Origin of the sequence: Xanthomonas hortorum (assembly GCF_011305375.1) — a bacterium.
GTDB lineage: Bacteria > Pseudomonadota > Gammaproteobacteria > Xanthomonadales > Xanthomonadaceae > Xanthomonas > Xanthomonas hortorum_E.
In genome coordinates, this window is sequence record NZ_VCME01000025.1 from 43709 (window position 1) to 69316 (window position 25608).

At 59.5% G+C, this 25608-nt stretch carries 25 protein-coding genes; 12 read left to right on the forward strand and 13 right to left on the reverse strand.

What is annotated here, in order from left to right:
- Nucleotide 1: 1 nt before the first annotated feature.
- Entirely contained in the window at nt 2-889 is an 888-nt protein-coding gene (locus FFY45_RS19510) for a LysR family transcriptional regulator (RefSeq protein WP_255172086.1), read from the reverse strand.
- A 151-nt stretch (nt 890-1040) separates the two neighbouring features.
- Between FFY45_RS19510 and FFY45_RS19515 the strand changes: the two genes are divergently transcribed.
- The 4 genes from FFY45_RS19515 to FFY45_RS19530 all read left to right on the forward strand — a co-directional run bounded on the left by FFY45_RS19515 (nt 1041) and on the right by FFY45_RS19530 (nt 5331).
- Complete coding sequence (locus FFY45_RS19515; RefSeq protein ID WP_176341699.1) at nt 1041-1793, forward strand: SDR family oxidoreductase; 753 nt, start codon at nt 1041-1043, stop codon at nt 1791-1793.
- Nucleotides 1794-2275: 482 nt separating this feature from the next.
- Nucleotides 2276-2419, forward strand: a complete 144-nt coding sequence (locus FFY45_RS19520) for a hypothetical protein (RefSeq protein WP_162866341.1) — start codon at nt 2276-2278, stop codon at nt 2417-2419.
- A gap of 433 nt (nt 2420-2852) precedes the next feature.
- Nucleotides 2853-4526, forward strand: coding sequence for a DUF262 domain-containing protein (locus tag FFY45_RS19525; RefSeq protein WP_176341700.1), 1674 nt, complete (start codon nt 2853-2855; stop codon nt 4524-4526).
- A 136-nt stretch (nt 4527-4662) separates the two neighbouring features.
- The gene (locus FFY45_RS19530; RefSeq protein ID WP_176341701.1) at nt 4663-5331 is read left to right on the forward strand and encodes a hypothetical protein; all 669 of its coding nucleotides are present in this window, start codon (nt 4663-4665) and stop codon (nt 5329-5331) included.
- Nucleotides 5332-5465: 134 nt separating this feature from the next.
- Here the strand turns inward: FFY45_RS19530 and FFY45_RS19535 are convergent, their stop codons facing one another.
- Together FFY45_RS19535 and FFY45_RS19540 are read right to left on the reverse strand one after the other, a co-directional pair.
- On the reverse strand, nt 5466-6914 hold the full coding sequence (locus FFY45_RS19535) for an XVIPCD domain-containing protein (protein ID WP_176341702.1): 1449 nt from the start codon (nt 6912-6914) through the stop codon (nt 5466-5468).
- Nucleotides 6911-7603, reverse strand: a complete 693-nt coding sequence (locus FFY45_RS19540) for a hypothetical protein (RefSeq protein ID WP_176341703.1) — start codon at nt 7601-7603, stop codon at nt 6911-6913. The genes FFY45_RS19535 and FFY45_RS19540 overlap by 4 nt, the downstream gene beginning before the upstream one ends.
- A gap of 512 nt (nt 7604-8115) precedes the next feature.
- Between FFY45_RS19540 and FFY45_RS19545 the strand changes: the two genes are divergently transcribed.
- From FFY45_RS19545 to FFY45_RS19560, 4 genes are all read left to right on the forward strand, one after another.
- The gene (locus tag FFY45_RS19545) at nt 8116-8466 is read left to right on the forward strand and encodes a SymE family type I addiction module toxin (protein ID WP_176341704.1); all 351 of its coding nucleotides are present in this window, start codon (nt 8116-8118) and stop codon (nt 8464-8466) included.
- Nucleotides 8467-8575: 109 nt separating this feature from the next.
- Nucleotides 8576-8800: a hypothetical protein gene (locus FFY45_RS19550; RefSeq protein ID WP_168959155.1), complete on the forward strand. Its 225-nt coding sequence runs from the start codon at nt 8576-8578 to the stop codon at nt 8798-8800.
- Nucleotides 8801-9366: 566 nt separating this feature from the next.
- Nucleotides 9367-10002 carry a hypothetical protein gene (locus FFY45_RS19555; RefSeq protein ID WP_176341705.1) on the forward strand — a complete coding sequence of 212 codons (636 nt, stop codon included), beginning with the start codon at nt 9367-9369 and terminating at the stop codon, nt 10000-10002.
- Between the two features lie 538 nt (nt 10003-10540).
- On the forward strand, nt 10541-10948 hold the full coding sequence (locus FFY45_RS19560) for a hypothetical protein (RefSeq protein ID WP_255172087.1): 408 nt from the start codon (nt 10541-10543) through the stop codon (nt 10946-10948).
- Between the two features lie 267 nt (nt 10949-11215).
- Here the strand turns inward: FFY45_RS19560 and FFY45_RS19565 are convergent, their stop codons facing one another.
- The 5 genes from FFY45_RS19565 to FFY45_RS19585 all read right to left on the reverse strand — a co-directional run bounded on the left by FFY45_RS19565 (nt 11216) and on the right by FFY45_RS19585 (nt 16228).
- On the reverse strand, nt 11216-11662 hold the full coding sequence (locus tag FFY45_RS19565; protein WP_176341707.1) for a hypothetical protein: 447 nt from the start codon (nt 11660-11662) through the stop codon (nt 11216-11218).
- A gap of 103 nt (nt 11663-11765) precedes the next feature.
- On the reverse strand, nt 11766-13601 hold the full coding sequence (locus FFY45_RS19570; protein WP_176341721.1) for an XVIPCD domain-containing protein: 1836 nt from the start codon (nt 13599-13601) through the stop codon (nt 11766-11768).
- A gap of 79 nt (nt 13602-13680) precedes the next feature.
- Nucleotides 13681-14334, reverse strand: a complete 654-nt coding sequence (locus tag FFY45_RS19575) for a hypothetical protein (RefSeq protein ID WP_176341708.1) — start codon at nt 14332-14334, stop codon at nt 13681-13683.
- A 99-nt stretch (nt 14335-14433) separates the two neighbouring features.
- The gene (locus FFY45_RS19580; RefSeq protein ID WP_343204118.1) at nt 14434-14988 is read right to left on the reverse strand and encodes a hypothetical protein; all 555 of its coding nucleotides are present in this window, start codon (nt 14986-14988) and stop codon (nt 14434-14436) included.
- Between the two features lie 250 nt (nt 14989-15238).
- A complete protein-coding gene (locus FFY45_RS19585; RefSeq protein WP_176341709.1) occupies nt 15239-16228 on the reverse strand; it encodes a formylglycine-generating enzyme family protein in 990 nt (329 codons plus the stop codon).
- A gap of 274 nt (nt 16229-16502) precedes the next feature.
- On the opposite strand from FFY45_RS19585, the gene FFY45_RS19590 reads away from it, so the two are divergent.
- On the forward strand, nt 16503-17660 hold the full coding sequence (locus FFY45_RS19590; RefSeq protein WP_176341710.1) for a sensor histidine kinase: 1158 nt from the start codon (nt 16503-16505) through the stop codon (nt 17658-17660).
- Nucleotides 17657-18403: a LytR/AlgR family response regulator transcription factor gene (locus tag FFY45_RS19595; protein WP_176341711.1), complete on the forward strand. Its 747-nt coding sequence runs from the start codon at nt 17657-17659 to the stop codon at nt 18401-18403. Before FFY45_RS19590 ends, FFY45_RS19595 begins: the two co-directional genes overlap by 4 nt.
- 71 nt (nt 18404-18474) lie before the next feature.
- On the opposite strand, the gene FFY45_RS19600 is transcribed toward FFY45_RS19595, so the two are convergent.
- The 3 genes from FFY45_RS19600 to FFY45_RS19610 all read right to left on the reverse strand — a co-directional run bounded on the left by FFY45_RS19600 (nt 18475) and on the right by FFY45_RS19610 (nt 20770).
- Nucleotides 18475-18990, reverse strand: coding sequence for a DUF1097 domain-containing protein (locus tag FFY45_RS19600; RefSeq protein WP_176341712.1), 516 nt, complete (start codon nt 18988-18990; stop codon nt 18475-18477).
- Between the two features lie 72 nt (nt 18991-19062).
- The gene (locus FFY45_RS19605; protein WP_176341713.1) at nt 19063-19965 is read right to left on the reverse strand and encodes an SDR family oxidoreductase; all 903 of its coding nucleotides are present in this window, start codon (nt 19963-19965) and stop codon (nt 19063-19065) included.
- Nucleotides 19966-20029: 64 nt separating this feature from the next.
- On the reverse strand, nt 20030-20770 hold the full coding sequence (locus FFY45_RS19610) for an SDR family oxidoreductase (protein ID WP_176341714.1): 741 nt from the start codon (nt 20768-20770) through the stop codon (nt 20030-20032).
- Nucleotides 20771-20881: 111 nt separating this feature from the next.
- Here FFY45_RS19610 and FFY45_RS19615 point away from each other — a divergent pair, with 111 nt between their 5' ends.
- Entirely contained in the window at nt 20882-21775 is an 894-nt protein-coding gene (locus FFY45_RS19615; protein ID WP_176341715.1) for a LysR family transcriptional regulator, read from the forward strand.
- Between the two features lie 219 nt (nt 21776-21994).
- Here FFY45_RS19615 and FFY45_RS19620 read toward each other — a convergent pair whose 3' ends face one another.
- Together FFY45_RS19620 and FFY45_RS19625 are read right to left on the reverse strand one after the other, a co-directional pair.
- Nucleotides 21995-22183, reverse strand: a complete 189-nt coding sequence (locus FFY45_RS19620) for a CsbD family protein (protein ID WP_006451426.1) — start codon at nt 22181-22183, stop codon at nt 21995-21997.
- Between the two features lie 133 nt (nt 22184-22316).
- On the reverse strand, nt 22317-23837 hold the full coding sequence (locus FFY45_RS19625) for a helix-turn-helix transcriptional regulator (protein ID WP_176341716.1): 1521 nt from the start codon (nt 23835-23837) through the stop codon (nt 22317-22319).
- 177 nt (nt 23838-24014) lie between these two features.
- Between FFY45_RS19625 and FFY45_RS19630 the strand changes: the two genes are divergently transcribed.
- Complete coding sequence (locus FFY45_RS19630) at nt 24015-24998, forward strand: hypothetical protein (RefSeq protein WP_176341717.1); 984 nt, start codon at nt 24015-24017, stop codon at nt 24996-24998.
- Nucleotides 24999-25608 lie beyond the last annotated feature (610 nt).

The window sequence follows — 25608 nt, forward strand, 5'->3', positions numbered from 1 at the left end:
TCTATCGCTGCGAGCAGGAGGGGGAGTTGAGTTGCGGAATCTTCGCAAACGCCTCGGCAATAAAATCCATAAACACAATCGCCCGCTTGGCCACAAGGCGGTTGGCGGCATACATGATGTGCATGGGCACCGCAGGGCCAGAGAACGCACTGAGCACGATCTGCAGATGCCCGGCATTGAGCCCTTGTTCGAATAACCATTCCGGCCCCTGCCCGATGCCCAGGCCCGCGCTCACCGACTCGCGCGCGGCTTCTGGCGAATTGACCCGGATCCTGCCGGTGACCGGCACGTCCACCTCCTTGAAACGCCAGCTCGCCCCGGAGGCCAACAGCGTGTAGATCACACAATCGTGCTGGCGCAGGTCGTCGGGCACGGTGGGGATGCCGCGCTCGGCAAGATAGTCCTTGCTTGCCACGCACACGCGTTTGAACGCCCCAATCCGCCGTGCACGCAGCGCACTGTTTTCCAGGTGGCCGATGCGGATGGCAAGCTCCGCACCCTCATCGAGCAGATTGACGAAGCGGTCATTGATCTGCAGATCCAGCTCCAGTCCCGGAAAGCGCCGCAGAAACTCCGGCACCAGCGGCATCACATACTGATGCGACAACGCCGTGGGGCAGGCCACCCGCAATAACCCGGAAGGTTGCACGTTTTCGCGCAGCGACATTTCCGATTCGCCCACCGCATCCAGAATGCGGCGCACCTCCGCGTAGTAGCGCTCTCCCTCCGGCGTCAGCACCAGCTTGCGGGTGGAGCGGTTGAGCAGCCGCGTGTGCAGGTGCTCCTCCAGCGCTGCCACGTGGCGGCTGACATTGGGCTGGCCCAAGCCCAGATCCCGCCCGGCCGCAGAAAAACTCCCGGTTTCCACCGCACGGGCAAAGCAGGTCATCAGCAGAAACCGGTCCATCGCCAGCCCTTATTCATGCGCAGATCGCATGAATGGTATGTGGCGCCAAGGTCTTCTAGCAAATTCGGCATGGGCGCACGCTGCACACCTCGAAGGCCGGCCACGCACGGCGGGCCTCGCTCAGGAGCACCCCATGTCCCGTTTAGCAGGCAAACGCACCCTCATCACCGGCGGCACCAGCGGTATCGGCCTGGAGACCGCCAGGCAGTTTCTTGCCGAAGGCGCCCGCGTCATCGTCACCGGCAACAACCCCGAGTCCATCGCCAACGCCAAGGCCGCGTTGGGTAGCGAGGTGCTGGTGCTGCGCGCCGATTCGGCCAGCGTCACCGCGCAGCAGCAACTCGCGTACGCGGTGCAGGCGCATTACGGCCAGCTCGACATCGCCTTCCTCAATGCCGGCGTCTCGGTATGGGCACCGATCGAAGACTGGAGCGAGCAGGCGTTCGAGGCCTCCTTCGCCATCAACGTCAAAGGCCCGTACTTCCTCATCCAGTCGCTGCTGCCGGTGTTCGCCAACCCCGCCTCGGTGGTGCTCAACACCTCCATCAATGCGCATGTGGGCGCGGCCCGCTCGTCGGTGTATGCCGCGACCAAGGCGGCCTTCCTGAGCATGACCAAGACACTCTCCAGCGAACTGCTGGCACGCGGCATCCGCCTCAACGCAGTGAGCCCCGGCCCGGTGGAAACCCCGCTGTACGACAAGCTCGGCATCCCCGACGCGTACCGCGACCAGGTCAACAAGGACATTGCCGCCACCATCCCGCTCGGCCGGTTCGGCACCCCGGACGAAGTGGCCAAGGCCGTGCTGTACCTGGCCTCCGACGAATCCCGGTGGACAGTGGGTTCGGAAATCATCGTCGACGGCGGCCGCACGCTCAACGGGTGAGGTGTCTCGAATGCACTGCCCTGGACGGCGACCATCGTCCCCAGTAAGGCTGCATCCGAGTACATGCTAGCCAGACAGTTCCCAAGCAATATCGTTGGAGCAGACGTTTCCCAGATCAACGCCTTGGTGGATAAAGCATGGTGCCGTCATGTCAGGTTGACGTGCCTGCCGGTCGTGGCTAACGTGGGCCTCAACAACTAACCCTCATTGCTATGGGCTCGCACCTTAGGAGTCAGGGAGAAAAAGCCGGCCTTGCGCCGGTTTTTTCATTTCAGGGAAGTGGAATGGCAACGCCAAGAACGCGGGTCTATATAGATGGCGACAACCTGTATTACCGGCGTCTGCGTAAGACACCGACAAGTAGTTGAATCTGATGGTCTTGCAGTATCTGCCGCATCGCGCGATGCAACCGGACTTGTGCGGTCAACTTAATCGGCCTAGCGTCGCCCCGCCACCATTCGGGTGGCGAGGAGGTCACACGCATGGCGACCAACGAGAAAACCGGCCCCAAAGCGGCCAAGGCCGCAAGCAAGGTCTTGCGTAGCGGCAGCACCGGTAAGGATTCAAAAACAGCGGCCGGGTCCGCTTTGAGTCAGACGCCGGATAAAAGCGGCAAGAAGAAATAAGCGAACGCTGCAGTAAATGGTAGAGGCGCTCGCACAAAGACGAGCGCCTCACCATGCAATTTAGTGCGCGCAATCACAGCGGATGACACCGCTGGTACAAAATGCCGGGTACCCCGCTGACAAAACCACTACATAACGGTAGTGTGCAGGCTGGAACGGGGGTTTCATGCATGGGAAGCAGACGGGGAAGTACCGGGTTTACGGCTGTGCGGTCATTACAATGGCTGCTTGGGCTCGCTGTGGGAGTTGGCGTATTTTTCGCCATCCGTACGAACGTGCCATGGCTGCTGCCGCAGCAAAACGGCCTGTTCGTACAGGGCTTCAATCAAAGCACTATCGCTTTGTATTTCGGCAGCTACCAGCGCCGTAAACTGCTGGACACTCGCACCACCTTAGTCGGCATCAGAAATTTAATATAAGAAACGGAGTGGTGATGTCCCAGGTTCAGGAAATAAATATTCAACTGGATGGAATTAGTAACGTACTTAAAACTCGGAGATTTCGGGTGCCCCCTTACCAGCGCTCCTATGCCTGGGAAGATGAACATGTTGACGCTCTATTAGCCGATATTGAGGATGCCATACGCGGCGGAGAGCGAGAATACTTTCTTGGTTCTTTAGTAGTGACCGGTCCTGTCGAACGTAGATTTGAAGTGGTGGACGGCCAGCAACGTCTTACGACCGTAAGTTTGCTTATTGCTGCTATTCGCGATCGTTTCCGAGATGACGGAGACCAAGAGGCAGAAAATTCTATACGAAATGATTACCTCGCAAATGTTGATCGCAAAACAAAGGATCGCGAGCCCAGGCTTGCACTTAACGAGGTTGATAACGAGTTATATCAGGAGTTGATAGAAGATAAGGCGGCTATTGATAGGGCTAAATACCCAAGACAGTCGCATGCTCGACTATTGGCTGCTTCCGATCGTATTCGCCTGTATGTTGACAAAATATGTGAAGCTTCAAAAGATTCCGAGGAGGCCCTTCATGAGTGGCTTGATTATTTGGAGTCAAATCTAAAAGTAATATTAGTCGTTACTTCGGATGATAGTAATGCATTTGTTATCTTTGAAACTCTTAATGATCGTGGGTTGGAGTTGGCTATTTCCGATCTGCTGAAAAATTATCTTTTCCATCGCTCTTCCGACAAAATAGAAGAGACGAAGAACCGTTGGCTCACAATGGTGGCGACATTGGAGAGTGCGTCTGATGATCCGTTAATTGTCAGCTATCTGCGCCATTTCGCGATGTCGAGATACGGGCTTGTAAGAGAGAAAGACCTTTTTGGACTGATAAAGAAAAAGATAACTAGTAAAAAGCTTGCCTTATCATTTTCAACTGAGCTCAGTAATAATTCAAAAACTTATGCGTCTCTCATAAATACCGATCATGAATACTGGAATAGATATGACCATGCAACGCGTGAGTCGGTAATTGCTTTCAATTTGCTTGGAATGGTCCAGATGAGACCGCTATTGTTGGCAATTCTTGAAAAATTTGAAGCAAAAAAAGTAAGTGCTTCTTTTAAGAAATTAGTATCCGTGGCTGTTCGTTTTCAAATTGTTGGGGGTGCGGGTGGCGGAACACTAGAGAAAATCTATAGCGATGCCGCTCGTCAAGTCACCGAGGGGAAGTTGACAAATATATTTGAAATACTAAAGGTATTTACTACGCTTCCTAGCGACTCTGCATTCTTTCAGGCTTTCACTACTGCGACAATTTCAAAGCAGTCACTTGCCAGATATTATTTAAGATCGCTGGATCAAGGGAGCAATGCAGACTCTGAGGTTGTTCCAAGTACCGATACAGATAAAGTAAACCTAGAGCATATTCTACCCATCACACTTTCCGGTGGCTGGTCAAAGACGTGGGCCCCCGATGAAGCAAGAGCTTATCAACGACGCTTGGGAAACATGGCCATCCTATCAACACGCATAAATAGTACGATTGGAAATGATGACTTTGCCACCAAGCGCGGCGAACTTAAAAAGTCAAAATTCACATTCACTAAAATGATTGCTGATTCAAGTGAGTGGACTTCGGAAGAAATAAATAATCGCCAAACGATCATGGCCGAGATGGCTGTTAAGGTTTGGTCAGTCAAATGAAGTAAATTTAGTCGATTGTCGAGTACTTGTTATTTGATCAAAAAATTAATTTGAGGCGTTTACAGAGACGGAGTCAGATTTAATTAATAAATCAGAATTTATCCGTTTTTTAAAGCGCTAGTCGAGATGGTTATTAATGATTAAAGACGCGGGTGAAGATATGGATTCATTAGAAAAAATTTTCGGCGGTGTCATTGCAGGCTGGTTGCTCGCGCAGCTTGCAGATATCTGGAAGCGTAGACGCGAGAGACAGGCTGACGCCGCTTACTTGGGAGCGACTGTGCTGATTCAGCTTGAACGTCTTATGCATGGCTGCGCGAGCGTAGTGGGCGACGACGGAACGGCATACGGTAGACCAGCCGGTCGCACTGACGAAGGCGAAGAATTTTATGTCGCGCAAACGAAAATTCCCGAACTCACGTGGGATGGGATAAAAGTCGAATGGAAGTCGATTGATTCAATACTGATGTATACGATTCTTTCCATACCGCTTGAGCTTGATGAGGCAAAAGACTATTTGCAGGGTGTCAGTGAATACGATGACCCGCCTTATGATCGCTACATAGCTGAGCGACAACTTCGCTTCGCGGAACTAGGCGTGATGGTCGCTGATCTGGCTAAACAGCTCCGGCTTACGAGTGGTGTGCCTTCCCGGCCAGCGAAGGAGTGGAATCCAGAATCCTACATGCGAGAGCGGCTCAGAGAGCTCCGCGACCTAGAAGAAAAGCTTACTACAGAACGGCTGAAATCCTTGCCGGATCCACCGGCCAACGAAGCTCCTGTAATAGCGTCTCCGGTAGCTTGACCGCGCACAATCCAAATAACGTGGTCAGATTCAATTCTGGCCCCAACAGTCATCAATTAACTTAAAGCAGATTCTTTTCCTGAGCAGTAACTACGGATATGGACGTCCAAGAAAATAACCTGTGCGTCTGCTTCCTACAACGTCGGCACAGGGCCGCGCTGTTGCTGCTCTTGTGAACGCTGATGCTCTGCCGACTGTTCCTGTGCACGCTCCTGCGCCAAGCGCTGGTTGACTGTTTCCAGTCGCGCAAAGCTTTCTTGCAACGGGCGTTGCGCGGCCTCCGCTGTCGGCATATGCGCTCTCAGCTTTGCTGGGTCCTGCGGCTCGCCTTGCACCACAAACAGGGTCTGTGCAGCAGGCACATCCTTGGTCTTTTCGTTGAGCAATACGTGGTCGACTTGGGTCAACCCATTGTCCTTGGCCAGGGTTAGCAGGCTGGCCGTCATCCGCTCGCTGGTTGCATCGAATGTGCGCCCGTTGGCGGCATCCAGCTGCTCCACCTTGCCGCGAATCTGTTGATGCATGGCATGGTCCGGGTGGCCTGCGTCAGCAGGCGTCAATGCGCGGCTCGGCTCAATGGGCGTTGCCGGGTTTGGCGAGTTGATGCTGCGCGCGCCGGTTTCCTTGAGTTGGACCATGCCGTAGCCGTCCTTGCCCAGATCAACGATATTGAATGTCTTTGCGGAGCCTAACTCCAGCCCATTGCGCTCCAACTGCTTTGGGTCCAGGCCCAGTGATTTGAGGTCAATGCGAATTTCAGGAGGCCGGCGATCGTGCGCAAGATGATCGTAGTTCTGTGCGATATGGCTGATCAGATTGACGCCATAGTAGTTGCGGTAATCGGAGTCGCCGTGCGGACCGAGCGTGCCTCTACTATCGTAAAAGCATTGCTCTACTGATTTGGTTAGCGCGTCGTTGCGTGCAAATGGGCGCGTCGTTAGCTCGTCGTAGCTCAAGCCGTTGGCAAATTGCGGAGGGTTTGTTTCTCTGTCTACGCAACGGGTGGTGGAGCGTTGGAGTAGCCGTAGCTCGACAATGTCATCCGGCATCGTCGGGCTTTGATGCTTGATACGATTATGCAGGGCGCGCATGCCGGAAATCTCGGACAATGCTTCATCTTCTCGGGTTGCGTCCAAGTACACCTGCGTCGGCCCCGTGAGGTCGACTTGACCCTCTCGGTTCTCATGGGCTTCTTGCATGCGGCTGCCCATGGTTTTTCCGAACTCTGCCAGTGCCTGGGTACGATGCTCAGCCAGCACACCATGCATCGTTTCGTGGCCCATGACCTCTGTCAGGTAGTCGATGCGCTGGGTACCACTGAAATCTGCGAAGGCTGCTTCGCTAATGTTGAGCGTGCCCGCCTTGCCATCTTTACTATCTTGAAAGTGGCCGCCGTTGTTTTGGCCGCGCGAGACCGCAATCGCTCCTATCTGTTCTTTCTCAATCGCATTGCCTAATAAGTTGGATAGGTACGGAGATTCAGCGAGCGCTTGCCGAATGCTGGACTCGGCCTCCCTTGGAAGGCGCGGGTCTTCGGCCATCCGAGCTAGCAAAGGTTCAATTCGCGGATCAACAGGTGTCATACATCACCTCCATCAATTTGCACGCCAAACGCGCATTCGCGCGAGCCGCTTTCTTGGCTAGTTCGATAAATCAGCAATGCCACTGAGAAGCCCTGCTTTCCGTTGTCGATGGAGCGCCAGTGTTGGCGTAGCCATCCAGCCTGGAAAGGGCGCTGCCCGCCGCGCTTGTAACCCATGGCCTCCAACTTCTGCGAGAGCGCTGCCGCGTCCCAAATGCAGACGGATGTCGGCGTGCGCGTTGGGTCGATGGGATTGGGCAGAGCCACCGCAACCTCCATGCTTGAAAAGCCTTTTTTCGCAGGAAAATGCGTGGCATAGAACGTATAGCCATCGGCTAGTGCGACGTCCTTCACCACATGCCAAGGAGATGCAGGCTCTGAGGCGGGCCCAAGCTTCATTCCCAGCGCGGACTCCAAGCGCGTATAGCTCATGTCCTCTGGAACCTTAAATGCATCGATGAACTGCAGCAATCGAGCCTCTAACTCTTGGTTGCTGATGCCTGTCGTCGTGGTGTTGACTCCGTTGGTCACGGTTTTTGACGTAGCGTGGGATGCTGGGGACTTGGCTGCCACGGAGCGCACACCATGGACATCGCCGGCTTTCTCTTCGGAGGAGCGAGCGCAGGCGCTCGATAGCATCGCCGCAAGCGTCAGCGAAACAAGCAGAGTGAGTGAGCGGAACCTTGTCATTGTCTTCCTGTTGCCCAACGCGACGCTTCGATCCGAGGCAAGTTCTCTATCTATCACGGCTACTCCAAACTCTTCTGCACAAGATCCTGATCGAATAGAGCGGTTGCAAGTCATGCGCAGAGTAGTGCTGTCGCAGGCTAAAGGTGGAGGACACCACATTCTGCTCGCGTCGTACTTCGAAATTCTCTGTGCTCTGCCCCGCTAAGAACACGTCTCAGCGCGTGTCCTCCAGACTACCAGCCTCAGCCAGTTGACACGTCACGTAGCGCGTAGCAATCTCCACCCTAAGGAGCCTAGAAACTCCTCAGAGAGCGGTACCCACCTCCGTCAAACCGGTGGGTTTTTTGTGCCTGCAGCATCTTGCGGGTGCAACCGACGCGATGCCTGCGTCGGGAGGGCGGCTAATACAACACCCGCAAGGGGAATACGCCCGCCGGCTCTCTGCGGTTTCTAGCCTCCCGACATCCCGTTGCGTTGTGCAACGGGGCCTGTTCGTCAAGGAGGGCCTTGCCATGCGTCGACCCACGTCCCGTCCCACATCAGCACGCAAGCGCGCCACGGAGCCGCCGCCCCGCGAGATCGGCTGGCACTCGCTCGACCCCACGCTCAAGCCGCGGCCCTACGTCGAGCGCACGCCCATCCCCCAACCCCGCACCGAAGCCCGCCCCCCACGCCCCGGCCACCCGCGTGCCCCAACACACTGCACCGTCGGCTACGGTTATTACCCCGCCAGCGACCTACGCGTGCCCACGTTGCGCCTGCGTGGCCGCTGGCTGGAACAACTGGGCTTTGCCATCGGCAGCAAGCTGCACATCCGCCTGCGCGATGGCGAGCTGGTGGTGAGCGTGGCACCCACAGACTGACCGGCCCCACCGTGCGCGTGTAGCCACGCAGGTGCACGGCCACCCTTCAGGCGCGCTGCGCGCATGCCACGCTGCGTGCGCACGCGCCCGCCTCGCAGAGGATCACGCAATGCACCCGCATGCCGCCGTCTTTTGTCTCACCCTGGACCAGATCGACCAGCTCGAGCGCCTGATGCGCACCATCGCCGCGCACGGCGACGTGATCGCCATGAGCGCGCCACAGTGCCTGCACGCACAGACGCTGCCAACCCTGGGCCAGGCCATCTTCGACGCCGCCAACGCGGTGCGCGCGATTCTTGAGCAACGGGTGGAACACACGGCTTGTGCGCCTTAGCAGCACATCACAAGCAGCCGGGCAGATGCACCAGGCCCTCACGCCTGCCAACCTGAGCCACCTAGCCACGCTGACACCGCTGCCATCCACCCGCAGCCGCAGATACCTGCTCCCATCCGTTACGCAGCCGCTGCACCGCCTGCCCGCCTACGGCAGCTGGCCGCGTGCCTTGCGACGAAGGGGTTCTCCTGCATTGCTGACCAGCGGGGCGTAGCTTCGGATCCACAACCGCCCATTCGCGTTTGCTTGCGCAGTGCCGGGATTGGCTCTGATGTACTCGCCGCCCATGATTGAAGTAGTGGGAAAAACCGATGGGAAACTGTCTTTCAAACAATGTCAGTGGCACCCACGCGCACGTGACCTACACGCAGCACGAACCCACGCCCCAGAGCACGCCGCAGCGGCCGGCCCCATCGACACCCTTGCCGAATCAGTCGCCATTGCAGGGACTGCAACGTCGCCCGCCGCGCCTGTCAACCCCATCACGGCCAACGTCACGGCCAACTCCATCGCGGCCAACGACGTCACAGCCAACGCGGCCACAGCGCTCGGGCGTGGAAACTCGCATGCTGTTGCAGATGCAGGGGATGGCGCACACATTGCTCAATGCCATTGGCCCCATCCTCAATAATGAAGCCCTCCATGCCGAGCATAAATCAGCACTCAGGTTGCTCACGCGCATGAGTGAGTGTGCACTCGGGAAAAGGGCGGTTGGCGGTAGCGACGATATTGCTGAAAGAATTAAGCAGATCCAGAACCGGATCGCTAACCATTATGCGAACCCGGACGCAGCCGCGCCGCCTGTCGAGGGCATCGAGCAATACGCAGGCCACCCCATGTTCAAACAGATGCGGCAACTCGCGGCGGATGTCGACCTCGAAATCCAGGTGGCCAAGGCAGGCGGCGATGCAAAGTTCTTGCAGTTCAAGGAGGGCCTGATCCTCAAACCAGAGTTGGCAGCGCAGGTTGCGAACCTGGTGTCCGGGGTCGAGGAGACATACGCTCCGCCGAGCGAAGATCACGCAAGACGCATACAGAATCTTCTTAGAAAGCTCACGGAGGGAGTGGCCCTGTCAGGCGGGCTCTTCGACATTGTCTGGCCGTTGCGCAAGGACCCGGTTGCCTTGGCCGACGCACTGCACACGCTGGTCAGGCGATACCCGACATTGGGGAATAATCCGAATTGGAGGAAACCGGATTAAGAGCGGCTAACAAAAGGTAGCGAGCGGTCGCCCGCCTAACGGCCGCGTAGTAGTTGTGCTAGCCGCTCTAAGCCAGCCGCGCGGTGGACCAGCTTGTGGACGCCCGCCGCACCCTGCAGCACCTGCACACCCAAACGCTGCCCGCACTGCCGCCCAGATGCCGCCGGGCCTTCATGCTCAACCGCATCGACGGCCCACCTACCCCGAAGTCGCCGCCGTCATGGGCATCTCCGTCAAGATGGTGGAAAAGCACATCAGCCTCGCCCTGGCCGCCTGCCGCGCGGCGCTGGGTGAGTAATGGCAGGGCGATGCCATACGCTCCTTGACGGTGCATCACGACCAGCTGGGAACTGGCAGGATTCATCGCACTTACGTATTCGGCTAAGTTAGCAAGGTTTGTAGCGCGCGGCTCCTCGGATCACCAACAGCTTGGCGAGATGTTGTGGGAACATCCGTTTGAGGCGCGATTGAGAGCGAAAGCTCGATTATTAAAAAGCTGATTACTAGGTCGAGATATCCGAAAAATATGCTGAAAAATATGAAGTTCCCTCTCCTGTACGTAGTTGAGCTGCTGCTATGGCTGCCGCTAATTGTCTCCTTTTATGCTACGTCCACGTTCCTCTCAGCCAAGCCCATCGCTGCTCTCGATCTTCAAGGTAAATCCCTACCAGCCGGCTGGGAGGCTGCAGTTCCGAGTCACGGGAAATTCTTGCAGGGCTATCTCATCTCCAATCATCCTGCCGCTTTCGGCTGTAGTGCAGTGATCATGGTTGGCTCGGCATTCTTGCTTTACCGGGTTAACCGGGCACAGGCAGTACAACGTGCCGCAGCTGAAAACCGCGGCAACCGCTCTCACCTCATTGCCAATGGTCTTGTTTTTGCAACTCTGGCGATGATCGGCTATGTGCTACTGACACGAGTTTTGGTCGGCGTCAGCGCGGTCTAGCTGCATCGGGATCAGGTCAGCGCCTTGCCGCCTACGTGCTCAAGGGTTGCCTTGAGCTGGTCTTCAACGGAACGAAACCCGTAGTGCACTTCGCCTTGTGCCGGGATGTCCGTGCCTCCTGGCCAAGTGGGCATCTAGTGGGCGGGTTTTAGCCGTACGCCACTCCGCTTCGCTCCGGTGCTAGCAGTGGGGATTTCAGTGTTGATCAGGGCCGCCATCTATTGGCGTCTGTTCGCTTCGTTTAGAGCTAGCGGAGAATAGGGTCACTTACCCACCCTGATACCGCTGCCATCCACCCGCAGCGGCAGATACCTGCTCCCATCCATTGCGCAGCCGCTTCATCGCCTGCCCGCCCACGCACGCGTAGCCCAGCTGCTTTGCCTCCGCCGTGCCCAGGCCAGGTAGCGCGATGATGGAATCCGACGGAGCAGGTCGCCCTTGCCGATGCGCTTCGTTACGCAACGTCATGTTCTCGATGCCTTGGCAGTAACGCGTCATGCCCGGATGCGGGTGCGCGCGGTATTGCTCGCAATTGAACGGCGTGGTGTCGCGCGCCATGGAGTTGTATGGCTGCTGCGTGGGCGGTATGTATTTGCTGGCGGATTTGCCAGTGGCAGAGCGCATGCTCTGTGCCGGCACGCTTTGTCCGCATGCAAGTATGCATAGCGCTGTCAGTGCCAGCGCGACACGGTGCGCGATGGTGATCCTGTCCATGGTGTTCCCCCTGTACGCAAGATCCTAGCGCATGCGTTGCAGGCACAGGTGGCTCAGTCCGCTTGGTTTTGACGGCTATGCATACGCTCGGGGAGTCCGTGACCTATCTTGTCGGGCCACCTGGGCCAGGTTCGTTGATCCCGCGCGCCAGCTCTTGTTGCTGCATCAGTGATCTCTCTTGCGCAATCGCCTGATTGGCGGCCAGCAGCTTCTGGTCCGACTGTTCGACGGGGATATGGATCGCCTGATCGATCTCCACATGCGCGCGCTTATGCGCAGGATCGTCCATCCGTCCCTCCACCGCGAACACGTTGCCGGTCTTGCTCATCACCACATGATCCACACGGCTGAGCGCGTTGCTGGCCAGCGCGTAGTCTGTGACGTGTGGATGTGCCTCGCTGTTGTCCTTGCATGCGGCCAGCAGGCTGCGGCTCACGCGTTCGCTCATATCGTCATAGGGCTTGCCCACACTTTCATCGATCTTGCGTACACCACCGCGAATTTGCTCAAGCATGGCGTGGTCCGGATGCGCAGGATCATCCGGGCCGCGCGGGCCCGCTGCGGCAGGGGCACTGGGTACCACCGGCACGTAGGTGTGGTCGTGCGCCCGATTCACGCTGCCGTCCTGCGTGTGGTCGAAATGGTGCAGCGTGGGCGGCTTGGTGCTGCTGTCGTGATACGGAAACGGTGTCTTGTTCGGCCCTCGGTCCAGACCTTCGTTCTCGATCAGATGTTCTTTCAGCCCCAACGCGGCCATATCGATCGTCACCTGTGGCCGGACACCTTGGTGCAGCACGTTTGCGCGATCTTCTGCCTGAAGGATCTGCTCCACGGCCCATGTGCCGTAGTAATTGGCGTAGTCCGCAGTGGGTTGAAGTTGCCCCGCCTGACTGCGGTGCTCGCCAAGACTTACGGGGCGTTGGCCGGGTTGTGCATAGAGCTGTGAAGGCCGATCGAAGTAATTCTGACCCATTGCCGCAATGTTGCCCGGTGTCGGAGAGAGACTGCCATCCTGATTGAAAGTGAGGTTTGGTATAGCTACAGCCGCACTAGGATTTACTGGATCAGCCGCAATGAAATCCAGTTGCCTTTGAGTCTGAGTAGCCAACATCAAATTCAAACCGTTTCCATGAGGATTTTGTTCTCTTTCGCGACTTAGAAGAGCATTCCAGCCAGCAATTTCTGCTTTCGCCTCGTCCTCCCGCCCGGCCTGTATATAGTTCTTCAGCTCGTCAGTGTAGTCATGGACTGGTCCTTTGCTCTTTGATTGATGATCAACATCAGCCAGAAACTTTACGGTCGCTTGAGCCTTGGAGGAATGGTTGAAACTGTGTTGTATCTCGTGGCCTAATACGAAAGTCAGATCTTGCGGATTAAACCTGCCGCCGGGAGTAGTAGGAGATACCGATTGCAACCCGATGGTTGGCAAGCTCATGATCTTTTGGTTGCCGTCGTACGTCCCGCCCGCCGATACCCCAGGTCCAACGAATCCAAATCCCTCAAGCTGAGCTCTTTTCGGATTGCGTGTATCTGATACATCGACGGTCGTCGCGGCCCTCTTGATCTCATCGGCAAGATAAGGTGACTTGTTGATGCTCGATTGCAGGTTGTCAAGCATGTCCTGAGTAACAGGACGATGGTTCTTAGCCGGATCCTGATAGGTACTGTGCGCGAATGCCACCGACATCTGTTGAACCTGCAGCGCAGCCTTCAAATCACTAGTTGCCGTTGTACCAGACGGTTGCAAACTCGCTGCAGGTAGAGTGACCATTCCACTCTGTATATCGTAGGTTCCAGCGAGATTGGGCTGAACGTTGCTGGCAGCCTGTACAGCAAAGCCACGGAGTTGGCCCGCTTGCACCTGCTGCTCGAACTGAGACAAAAGCTTGGCATCGTTAGTGAGCGCACCGCGCAGCTGGGCTAACTGGTCACTGGTCACGCCCTGCTGCGAAGAAAATTTTGAGAGCGCGGCTTCCAATTGCGGGCTAAGGTTGGCCATGGTCTACCTCCTTTGCGGCTTAGCGTCCGTTCAATGTTCCGATAGCTCTAACACACATTTGGCTCGGCTCGCCTGCTATTAAATTCTGCGGAACTAAAGAAATAACAATGTGTCCTCCTACCCCTCCTTTTGCGAACTTTACGTAGCGCCAGTCCTCTACCTGACCAATCGGACCGTAAGTAGGTGAGCCATCAAACCCCATTGCCTTGAGTGCTTTATCGTAATGCTCAAAATCTAGCGTGCACACAGCTGACATGCTTGAAAAATCATTTTTGCTATTTTGGAATCTTAGGTTGACACCTTTCACCAGTGAGGGCGACTCAGGAGTGTAGGTAAACGCATATCGCCACCCATCCGCCAGATCGACGCTCCAATACCCCACCGACAGGTCTTCAGGTTCTGGTTTCTTTAGTGTGATCCCCATCACTTCCCGAATGCGTTCGGGACTTAGGTCATCACGAGAGTCCAGCCCCTCGATCAGTTTCAAGAACCGCTTGCCGATTTCTTCAGCGCTAAGCGTAATTTTGTTGGCCGTTACGGCCTCCGGCAAAGTCATGTCGGCGTGCTCCTTCGAAAGAGGCTTCAGGGGTTGGGCCGGTGCGTGAGCACAAGCGCTGAGTGCAGTGCCGCATAGTGCGGTTAGCAAGAGCAGGGCGACTCGGGCGGAGCGCATTAGCAGGTCCTGATAGGTCGATTGCGGAGCATACAATGCATCACTTGTAGTGGGCGCGCCACCTTACTCCCGTGGCATATCGGATCTGCGACATTCGGACTAGTTCATTGTCGCAAGTGAGCGGACGCAAAGCCTTCCGGGCGTACCGGCTACTTCGTTTTGCAGACGCATGGACAGGGTTAGGTTCTCGCCATCATCTAATATTTTAGAAAATCGCCAACTTTGTAATTGGCCAATTTCTCCGTAGACTGGATAATCGGTAAATCCATTGACCTTTAGTGCTTCGCGATAATAGTCAAAATCGAGGCCACAAATATTGGCCATGCTTGAGAATTCATCTTCGTCTTTGACGAACGATAGGCTGGCACCTTGTTTCAGACTTGCTGAGGCCGGATTGAAATCTAGGATGTAGTTCCAGCCATCTTTGAGCGGCTGGCCGTAGAAGTAGGCTTCGAGTTTTTCAGATAGATATGCAACATGTTTGAGATGGATGCCGACGGCTGCTTGTAGACGTTCAACGCTTAAGTCATTCCGCGATGTAAGCCCTTCAAACACTGTCAGGAACCGCTGGCCCACTTGCTCGGCGCTTGGCACCGGGTTGTCGTGGGCCTCGCCTTTGGGTGAGGCGTTGACGGCACTCTGTGCGTTTGGCACTGGCGCCGGGTTCCACGAGATATGCGCACAGCCACATAGCGCCAGACCGCAAAGCACGGCCCCCGACCACCCGACTGCCTTCCCAATGTGCATCGCTGACTGACCCGTGGCTAGTTTAGGGAAGTTAGTTATGCTAACGCCAGCTGTCAACAAGCGTGTTCCTAAGCGGTGCATTGCCTGCCCACAAGATCGGTTAGATCCGTAATGGACCAGCCGACAACTCTCACTGCGTTGCAGTTTTCGCCCGCACCTAGCGCTCGCGCCGCTGCGCTGACTCCAGCGCCTCAACAAACCCGGCATCGGTATCAACGCACGCGCTTGCCGTGCAGTTACCGATGTCTTCGGCAATCCGGAAACCCTCACCAAGGCTGCTTGCATTGGTCCGCCCACCATGTCCCCGCGCGGCGCTGCGCAGCACCTGGCGCGAGGAAGCGAAGCTGCCGCCACGGGTGATGAAGTAGTCGCCTTCCACCTCGCAGTTGTCGCGCCAGGCGCTGCCATCGTTGGGGGCGCCTTGGTAATCGGGGTGTTGGCAGTCGGCCACCCACTCGGCCACGTTGCCCATCATGTCGTGCAGGCCGAACGCGTTGGCTGGGTACATGCCCACTACGGCGGTGTACTCCGCGCCGTCGTCGCAATCGGTGACCAACATATCCAGTGCGTAGTCGCGCTGTGTGGCGGTCTTGAAGCGGCGGTCTTTCATGTTGGCGAACGCACACAATGCATCGGCCGCATCGCCGGACGCATATTTGGTGGTGGTGCCGGCACGCGCGGCGTATTCCCATTCGGTCTCGCTTGGCAGCCGGAAGCGCCGGCCAGTGTGGTGCGCGAGCCATTGCACATAGGCGGTGGCATCCTCCCAGGTGACGCAGACGACAGGGTGATAGTCCGTCGGCGCGTGCTTGGCGGTGTTCCAGGTAGCCGCGTTGAGTTTGATGCCATCTTGCTTGTCGAATTCCCAGCAGCTGTTCTGCGTCTGGTGGTGAGTTGCGGCGATGAACTGCCGGAACTGCGCCACCGTCGTTTCATAGGTGGCCATGCGGAATGCCTGCACCTGCACGCGATGTGGCGGGCCTTCGGCCGGGTTGTGGCTGCCGTCGCCGATGCGCGGCTCGGTGCTGCCCATCAGGAACTCGCCGGCAGGAATGCTGACCATGGGCGGTGCGATCACTGCAGGTGCGGCGTGTGCGCCGTCGATGGCCGCTGCTGCAATCAGCGCGAATGCGAGGAAGTGCTTCATGGTGCCCCTTGGTTGTGGATGCGATGCGAACAGCGGTTGCCGCCGTTGCGTGGGCAGACAGTGGCAGCGCTGGCGGTGCAATCGCAGCGGTTTGCGACGAATCGACAGCCGCGCCGACGAACGACACGCCGCAGCAGCCGATTGGCATGGAAAATAGCGGCGATGCGGTAGGGCCTTGGCCGCACCGATGCGCGTTACCCTTCGCACCGCCCACATCGCACCGCTCACCAATGGAATGCACGCCAGTGAACACACGGACCGGTCCACGTCATCCATGAACGCAATCGCCTTCTTGCAGCAGGGATGGCACGCGTTGTGGGAGTTGCGCCCACCTCGGCAGGGGCCCACGGCTGCGCGGTTGCTGGTGGCGTCGTTGCTGGCGGTGGCACTGGCGTTGGGGCTGATGACCATTGCCGCGATCTTCGACCGGGTGCAGCGGCCGCACGGGTGGTGGGCCTCGCTGCTGCCCAACATCGGCATCTGCCTGTGCATCGTGCACAGCTTGTTCGGGGTGCTGCGGCTGGCCGCGCGTTGGCTGCCGGCGTCGCTGGTGGAACGGATGGCCACCGCGCGCGATCTGCGTGCGGGGCTGGCGCTCGGTGCGCTGGCGTTGGCCGGCATCATCGGCGGCATGACACTCGGGTTTACGATCGTGCCGTGGTTGGTCAGCGCGCATCCGTGGGGGATGTTCATCACCTTGCCGCCGCCGCTGACCAAAGTGGCGGTGTTTTTGTTGTTTGTCATGGCGGTGCATTGGGCGTGGTGGCACGCGCGCCTGCGTGCGCAACAGCTGCAGAGCGATGCCACCGAGGCGCGCCTGCGCCTGCTGCAAGGCCAGATCGAGCCGCACTTGTTGTTCAACACCCTGGCCAACATCCAGAGCCTGATGGCATATGACCCGCCGCGCGCGCAACAGATGATCGCCACGTTTTCGCAGTACCTGCGTGCGAGCTTGTCGCAACTGCGGCATACCGACAGCACGCTCGAGGCCGAGCTGGAGATGGCAGGCCAGTACCTGGCGCTGTTGCAGATCCGCATGGATGAGCGCCTGCAGTACCGCATCGAAGCCAGTGCGCAGGCGCGCCTGGCACGCATGCCACCGTTGCTGCTGCAGCCGCTGGTGGAAAACGCGGTGCAGCACGGGCTGGATCCCAAGCTGGAAGGCGGCAGCATCGTGATGCATGCCGTCGTACGTGCGGGGTGTCTTGAAGTGCGTGTTGTCGATGATGGCGTTGGCCTGGCACCAACCGGCACGGCGCCGCGCCCCGGTGCCGGCGTGGCGCTGGCTAACTTGCGCTCACGTCTGCAGGCCCAGTTCGGCGCCGATGCCAGCTTGCTGCTGCATGCGCGCGACACCGGTACCGAAGCGGTGCTGGTGTTGCCGTACGTGCCCGCTAGTGCGGCGGTTGCCGCAGCGCAGGCGGTGGCATGACCACTGCATTGATCGCCGACGACGAGCCGCATCTGGCGCAGTACCTGCGCGACCAGGTGCTGGCGCTGTGGCCGGAGCTGCAGGTGATCCATCTGGCGCGCAATGGCATCGATGCGGCTGCGCGCATCGCCGCGCTGGAGCCGGATCTGGCATTTCTGGATATCCAGATGCCGGGACTGACCGGTCTGGAAGTGGCGCAGGGCATCGAGGGCAACACGCGGGTGGTGTTCGTCACTGCGTTCGACGCTTTCGCGCTGCAGGCCTTCGAGCATGCCGCGCTGGATTACGTGCTCAAGCCGGTCAGCACCGAGCGGCTGGCGCGCACGGTGGCCCGCCTACGCGCATTGCCTGCGTTGCAACCCGGCGACCCTGCTATGGCGCAGGCATTGCAGCAGCTGAGCGCAGCACCCGCGCGTGAGCGCCTGCGGTACATCCATGCCTCACAGGGGAACATCACCCGTCACGTTGACATCGCCGACGTGCGCTTCTTTCGGGCCGATACCAAGTACACCGTGGTCGCCAGCGTGCATGGCGACTGTTTGATCCGCACCCCGATCGCAGAGCTGGTGGCCCAACTCGACCCGGCCCAGTTCTGGCAGGTGCATCGCTCGACCGTCATCAACCTGGCGTGGTTGGAAGGCACGCGCCGCAACGATGCCAGCCGCCTGTTCCTGCGCATGCGCGGCCATCCCGGCGAGCTGCCGGTGAGCCGGGCGTTTGTGCATCTGTTCAAGGCGATGTAGCGAGGCAGAGCCACAGTCAGCACGTTGAAGTTGCCCATGCATGCAGGTCGACATCTGTGGCAACGCTGCTTTCAATGTGCGCCGGCAAAACGGCCCTGCAGGCGGTGAGATGCCCAGCCGGCCACGGTGCCGAGCGCACCGGCTGCGGCAAGTTGCGAGATGGCCACCAGCGACGGCTCGGCATGCGAGGCAAAGAAGGCGATCAGACCCAGAAACCATGCGGGAATATTGTCCAGCATGCGTACCGCGCGCATCGAGACGACGATCATCGCCACGACGAAGACGATCATCAGTAGCGCGAACGAACCCATGATCGGCATCAACCGTTGAAGTGCCACGACCGCCACCGCGCCGACTGCCAGACCGCTGAGCAGACACAGCCAGGTGTAGGCACCCTGTCGCGCCGAGAGCGGGCGGGTGAAATACGCGACCCAGCCGATAAACATTGCCCAGGGCGCGATGCCCAGATGCAGGCTGGCAAACGCTGCGGTGGAGGCGACCGTAGCGGCGATGGCGCCGAAGCCGATGAACCCAAGCGCTGGCTTGCAGCGCGAGATGTGCGAGATGTGCGAGAGAGTGTTGGTCATGATCTTGGCTCCAGAACGATTGGGGATAACCGCGGCCGCACCCTGCGGTGGCGGCCGTTGCCTTTGGGTCGCTTAGCTGTTGACGCGAGGGTGCAGCAGATCTTCCAGGCCGATGTTTCGATACATCTCGCGACGCATGCGGTCGGCCACGCCATTGACGATTTCCGCGCCGTCTTGCGATGGATCCACATGCACGCGAAAAGGCCGCTTGCCGAACGGCGCATCGACCACGCGCACGATCGCGCGTGCCACCTCTGCCGGATCGGCATCGGCCGGCTCCAGGCCCGCCAACCCCTTGAGGGCCTGATCGGCGACGCCGGCGTACGGGCCGCGCTCATAGTCGGCAGCCCGCGCCTGATCGGAGGGCTTGCCGGAGTGGGCGAAGTGGTTGGTGCCCTTGGTGAAGGCGCCGGGCACCATGATCGTGGTCTCGATGCCCCAGCGGGCGAGCTCGGTGGAATACGACACCGCGAGCGCATCCATCGCGGCCTTGGCGGCGAAGTAGGGCGAGAGAAACGGCGGCGTGCCGCCACGCGTGGAAGACGAGCCAACCCAGACCAGCAGGCCTTGGCCACGATCGCGCAGGTGCGGTAGCGCGGCGCGGTTCACCCGCTGGGCACCGAGCACATTGACGTCGTATTGCTGGATGAACTGATCCGGCGTAAACGCTTCTGCCGGCCCGAACACCATATGGCCGGCATTGTGGATGATGGTGTCCAGGCGCCCCGCGTCCTGCAGGATGTGGGCGATGCCGGAAGTGGCGGACGCGTCGGACTGCACGTCCAGTTCGACAGTGCGAAGATCCACGCCGCGCTCCTGCGACCAGTGTGCGAGGTCGCTGACCCGGGGCGCGTTGCGGCCTTCGGTTTCGCGCATCGAGGCGTAGACGGTGTGGCCTGCTTCGGCCAGGGCTTTTGCGGTCATCAGGCCAAAGCCCGACGAGGCACCGGTGACCAGGATGATGTGCTTGTTCATGCGGATGCTCCAAAAGGTTTTTAGAGGTGGCCCGAGGGCAGATGCCTGCGGCTGCGACCAGCAATCAGATGATTCCGCCATTGGCGCGCAGCGTCTGGCCGTTGACCCAACCGCCGTCGGGCCCGGCAAGGAAGGCGACGACATCTGCGATGTCGTTGGGCTGGCCCAGGCGCTCCAGCGGCGCAAGCCTGGCGAGGCGGTCGATCAGTTCCTGCGGTTTGCCGTCGAGGAAGAGGTTGGTGGCGGTCGGTCCAGGTGCCACCGCATTGACGGTGATGTTTCGCCCGCGGAGTTCCTTGGCCAGAATGGGCGTCATCGCTTCGACCGCGGCCTTGGTGGCGGCATAGACGCCGTAGGTGGGCTGCAACAATTGGACGACGCTGGAAGAGAAATTGACGATCCGGCCGCCCTCGCGCAGCCGGGTTGCGGCCTCGCGCAGCGTGTTGAAGGTGCCCTTCAAGTTGATGGCGATCTGGCGGTCGAACAACGCATCGTCGCTCTCGGCGATGGTGGCCAAGGTCATGATGCCGGCGGTGTTGATCAGCACGTCTACGCCGCCGAAAGCGGTCTCGGCAGAGTCGAACATGCGCCGCACTGCCTGTGCATCGGAGATGTCGGCCTGGGCGGCGACGGCCCGCCCGCCAGCGGCTTCGATGTTGGCGCTCACCGCTTCGGCGGAGGCGGCGTTGCCGGCGTAGTTCACCACGACGATGAAGCCGTCCCTGCCCAGGCGTTCGGCGATGGCTGCACCAATACCGCCGGAGGCGCCGGTGACGATTGCGACTTTTTGCGTATGCGTTGTCATGGTCTGCTCCTGGATGTAGGTGCCGTTGCGGCCCCGGTGAGGAGAGCATGTGCCTTTCGCCTGGCTAGATAATCCTGCAGAATCCGGCATTACTATCCGAGGGTTCGAACAATGGATCGCTTCGATGCCATGCGCGCGTTTACCCGCATCGTGGAGCGCAGAAGCTTCACCAAGGCGGCCGACGACCTGGGTTTGCCGCGCTCATCGGTGACCGATGCAGTGCAAGGCCTGGAGGCCAGGCTCGGGGTGCGCCTTCTTCAGCGCACCACCCGGCAGGTCAGCCCCACCCTGGATGGCGAGGCGTATTACCAACGTTGCGTCAGCCTGATCGCCGATCTGGAGGAGGCGGAAGGTGCCTTCGTCGGCGCCAAGCCGTCGGGCCTGATCCGGGTGGATGTACACGGCACTCAGGCGCGGCATTTCATCCTGCCCGGCCTCCCACGCTTCCGCGCGATGTATCCAGACATCCGCTTGCACTTCGGCGAGGCGCATCAACCCATCGATCTGATTCGCGAAGGGTTCGATTGCATCTTGAGAGCGGGCGAACTCAACGACAGCTCGCTGATCCGTAAAACATTGGCCACGCTGGAGCGCGGCACATTCGCTAGCCCGGAGTATCTCAAACGGCTCCATGTGCCCAGCAGTCCGGACGATCTCGATGGTCACGAAATGATCGGCCTGCTCGCACCCGATTCCACGGAGATCATTCCGCTCGCATTTCAGGTCAACGGCAGCGTGCAGACCATGACCTTGCCAGCGATGCTGACGGTCACCGGCCCGGAAACAAATGTTGCCGCCGCGTGTCTGGGCCTGGGGCTGATCCAGGTGCCACGCTATCGCGTTGCTTCGGAACTGGCTGCAGGCGCGCTGGTCGAGGTACTGCGGGAGTTTCCGCCCACACCGTTGCCAGTGCATGCGCTTTATTCGCACAAGCGCCAGTTATCGCCGCGCTTGCGCGTGTTTATCGATTGGGTGGCACAGCAATTCCAGGAAACGCTGCAATGAGCGAGGATTGCGCTGCAACAACAGACCCCACAAATGCCAACGCCCCGATCGTGTCGGGGCGTTGGTGCGATTTATCGCTGAAGTAGGCTGTTGTGTCTTCGCAGTCACCAATAACGCGTTAGGTCCGACTGCCAAATCGCAGCTTCAGCGCAGCAGGCAAAAACGCCTGCCAACAACGCAATCGCACTTTACTCAGCCGATGTGACTCGGCCAATGGAGTTACTTGGTCGACTTGGACGCGTCACGCACTTTGTCGGCCACTTCGCCGGCCTTGCTCTGCACCTTGCCGATATTCTTTTCGGCGGCGCCTTCCAGCTCGGTGCTCTTGTCGCCGGTGACGCGGCCGATGGCTTCCTTGACCGAGCCCTTGACCTGCTTGGCGGTACCTTCGATACGGTTCTTATCCATGGGACGTTTCTCGTAGTTGGGGAACCGGCCTAGTCTGTGCGGGCCGGTGTGAGCATGGTGTCGGCCTGCGCGGTGCCTGCCCACATGCGGATGCACCAGGGCGGCTAGTGCATCCGGCCCAACTCCCACCTTTTTAGGACTTGCGTGCGGGCTTTTTGGCGCTGCGCCCGGCAAAGCCGCGCTCGCGTGCCCACACGATGGCCTCGCCGCGGCTGTGCACGTCGATCTTGGAATACAGCGCGGCCACGTGGTTGCGCACGGTATTGGGCGCAACGCTGAGTTGCTGTGCGATTTCCTTGTCGGCCAGGCCTTCGGCGAGCAGGCCCAACACATCACGCTCGCGTCCGGTCAGTTCGGCGATGCCGCAGCTCTGCGCCTGGCTGGGGCGATTGGCGCGGCGCACATTGGCCAGCTTTTCCAGCAGGGTCTGGCTGAACCAGGAGGCGTCCTGCATCACTTCTTCGATGGCGGCGACCAATTCCATCTCGGTGCGTTTGCGGTCGGTGATGTCCATCAGCGACAACAGGTAACACTGCACGCCGTGGATGCTCACCGTTTCGGCAGAGATCAGGCAATCGAGCTGCTCGCCATCCTTGCGCGCGATGGGATATTCCACATTGAGCATGCTGCCGCTTTGTTGCAGCGCGTGGCAGAACTGCTGATACGCCTGGCGCGTGGGAAACAGGCCGATCTCTTCGATGGGTTTGCCGATGATGTCTTCGCTGGCGTACTGGGTGGTCTGCGCCACGGCGTCGTTGATTTCCACCACCTGCAGAGTTTCTGCATTGCAGATCAGCGTGGGCACCGGGGTGATGCGGAAGGCCTTGGCGAAACGTTCTTCGCTTTGCCGCAAGGCCACCTCGGCGCGACGCCGCGGTTCCAGGTCCATGAAGGTGAACAGCATGCAGGCTTCTTCGCCGATTTCGATCGGCTGGCCGGCCACCACCACCATCTTGGTGGTGCCGTCGGGCAGGCTGAGTTCGGCCTGCATCTGCGGGATGGTGGTGCCCTCGTTGAGGCGTTCCAGCGCCAGCTCGCGGCGGTCGGCCAGTTCCAGCACATCGACCTCGAACACGCTCTTGCCCACCACCGCTTCGCGCGTGTAGCCGGTCATTTCCACAAAGCCCTGATTGACCTTGATATAGCGCTGATCGGCGAGCCGGCAGATCACCGCAGGCGCCGGGTTGGCGTTGAAGGTGCGTTCGAAGCGCTGCTCGGCGCTGGCCCAGTCGCTGGCGTCGGCGACGATCAGCACCAGGCAATCCGGCGCGCCTTGTGCGTCGGTCAGCACCAGGCTACGCACGCGGTGCACCCATTGCTCCTCAGTGCCGGCGCGCACCACTTCCACCACCACATCGTTGAAGACTTCGCCGGCGATGACACGGTCGATGGGGTAATTGCCGGCGCTCAGGCGATGGTTGTTGCGATAGCGCAGCTGGAAGCGCTCGCGGTATTCGCTCACCGTGGCGCCCAGGTCTTCCAGCACGGTGGCGCCATGCATGGCCAGCGCGGCCTCGTTGGCCCAGGTGATGGACTGATCCGGCTCGACCAGAATCACACCCTCGCTCAGCCCGGTGATGATCTGCTGCAGCTGGCGGCGGTTGGTGGACTGGGGCGGGCTGCTGGGCGGCGCGGTTTCACTCGCTGACGACATGGGGTGACCTCGGGTAACAACGGCGATGGAAACCAGGCAATGGAAACCAAAGGTGGCGGCACACGGTAGCCGCTGCCTGACGCGAATGCACTAGCCGCACTGGTGCATTCGGCTCAGGCATGGGCGCGGCACGCCTTCCACACTGAGCGCCCATTTCTACCGTTGTGAGGCACTCCCATGGCACAGGTCGTTCGCCAGTCCACTCTCGCCCCCAGGATGTCGTGGGGCGCCGTGCTCGCCGGCTGCACCTTCGCGCTGGTGACCTATCTGACGCTGAGCGTGTTGGGTACCGCGATCGGTGCTTCCACCATCGACCCGCTGCGTGAAGCCAACCCGGTCAGCGGGCTGGGCACCGGTGCGGGGATCTGGCTGGCGTTGAGCACGTTGATCTCGATCGGCGTAGGCGCGTTCGTTGCCGGCCGCCTGGCCACGGTACGCGGCGGGCTGCACGGTCTGTTGAGCTGGGCGGTGACCTCGTTGATCACCACATGGTTGGTGGCGGCGCTGGCCAGCAACGCGGTAGGTGCGGTGTCGGGCGTGGTCGGTAAGGGCTTGTCGCTGACCGGGCAGGGCATCGCCGCTGCGGCGCCAGCGTTGGGCAATGGGGTGCAGGATGAATTGAAGAAGCAGGGTATCGAGCTGGATTGGGGCGACCTGCGCGGCCAGCTGGACACGGTACTGCGCCAGACCGGTAAGGCCGAACTCGATCCTGAGCGTCTGAAGGATCAGGCAGCGAATGCGAGCGAAGACGGCAAGGCCACCGCCACCGATGCGGCGCAGACCCCGCAGGCCGCCTCGGACGAACTGGCCGCGTGGTTCGACCGTGTGCGTGCGCAGGCCAAGCCGGCCATCGATGCGGCCGACCGCGATGCGTTGATCAACCTGATCGTGGCGCGCACCGGTAAATCGCGTGCAGAAGCCGAACAGATTGCCGACAACTACGCGCAGAGCTACCAAAAGGCCGTGGCCCAATACGAAGCGCTCAAGCGCACCGCCGAGCAGAAGGCGCGCGAGGCAGGTGACGTCGCCGCACGCGGCATCTCGCGCGCGGCCTGGAGCACCTTGGTGTTGTTGATCCTGGGCGCGGGCATTGCGTTCGCCGCCGGGCGTGCCGGTCGCCGTACCGATCCGGTTGTGATCGACCCGGTCGTTGGGGTGTGAGATCTGTTGTCGAGGTGTCAGGTTGACGGTTGGGGAACCGTCGCCTGCTGCAAGGCGTCCTTGGTCCCAAGGTGCGCCGAGTTAGGAGTGACACTGAGCAAGCAACCGGGGTAACCCCTTCTCGGCGAAGGATGCCAAGACTCGCTCTCCACCGGGCCATCTAGGGATGGTCCGGTGTTTTTTTGCGTGGAGATTATTTTTAATTACCGCTGTGTGTTTGAAGTTTCGAAGCCGGTTAGGTATTCGACTTCGGTGTACGAGTGTTTGCGGTTTGCGTTGACACTAGGTCTGCCGGTTTTGTGCGAGTGCTTCGGTCTGCTGCGGGCGCTTGCACGCGTACCGGCGTGGGACACGCCGCAAGTACGTCCGTGTAGCAACTGTGTTGATCAGGACCTCAACCCGCGACCTTTGAGCCGGTTTCCTTCAGGCGCGTTCGTATGTAGGTGGCGGCCGCTGGCCGGCGTTACTTGATTGATTGATCATGCTTTGGAGCGCGCCCTTCGCTGGCGGAATCATGACAAAGCGATAGACGAAAAGCTGCATCGACTATCGAATGCGGAATCCGTAGGCATTACGCCTACAAAAAGCATTGCTTGCCCCTCAGCAACCG